At 74.0% G+C, this 443-nt stretch carries 1 protein-coding gene; it reads left to right on the top strand.

From position 1 onward, the window contains the following. A partial coding sequence (locus tag I6F37_RS40115) for a cation:proton antiporter (protein WP_225154394.1) occupies positions 1-443 on the top strand: 443 nt, incomplete at both ends.

Here is a 443-nt window from a genome sequence, read left to right as displayed (position 1 = left end):
CTCCAGATCGGGATCGACGCGGACATCAGCGCCTTCACCCGGATCGAGGTGCTGCGGGACGCCGCCATCCTCCTGGCCGTCGCGGTCGTCGGCAAGCTGCTCTCGCCCCTCGGCGCCATCGGGGCGCGCGGTGACAAGGCCCTCATCGGCTTCGGCATGCTCCCCCGCGGCGAGGTGGGCCTCATCTTCGCCGCCATCGGCCTCCAGAACGGCGTGCTGGGAGACGACCTCTACGCCGCGCTGCTGCTCGTCGTCCTGGTCACCACGCTCGTCGCCCCGCAGCTCCTCAAGGTCCGCTACGCGCAGGTGCGGGGCGATGCACGAGCGGCGGCCACGCCGGCCGACACCCCACCCCCGGAGGGTGGATGGCTCGCCGTGGGGCTCGACGACGTCGGCCTCGCCGCGCGGCCCCCCGACGAGGAGGTGGTGCCCGTGGCCCTGGC

Source organism: Bradyrhizobium sp. NBAIM08 (assembly GCF_020193935.1).
In the GTDB taxonomy this organism is placed as follows: Bacteria; Pseudomonadota; Alphaproteobacteria; order Rhizobiales; family Xanthobacteraceae; genus Bradyrhizobium; species Bradyrhizobium yuanmingense.
This window is presented reverse-complemented; position numbering and strand designations above follow the sequence as displayed.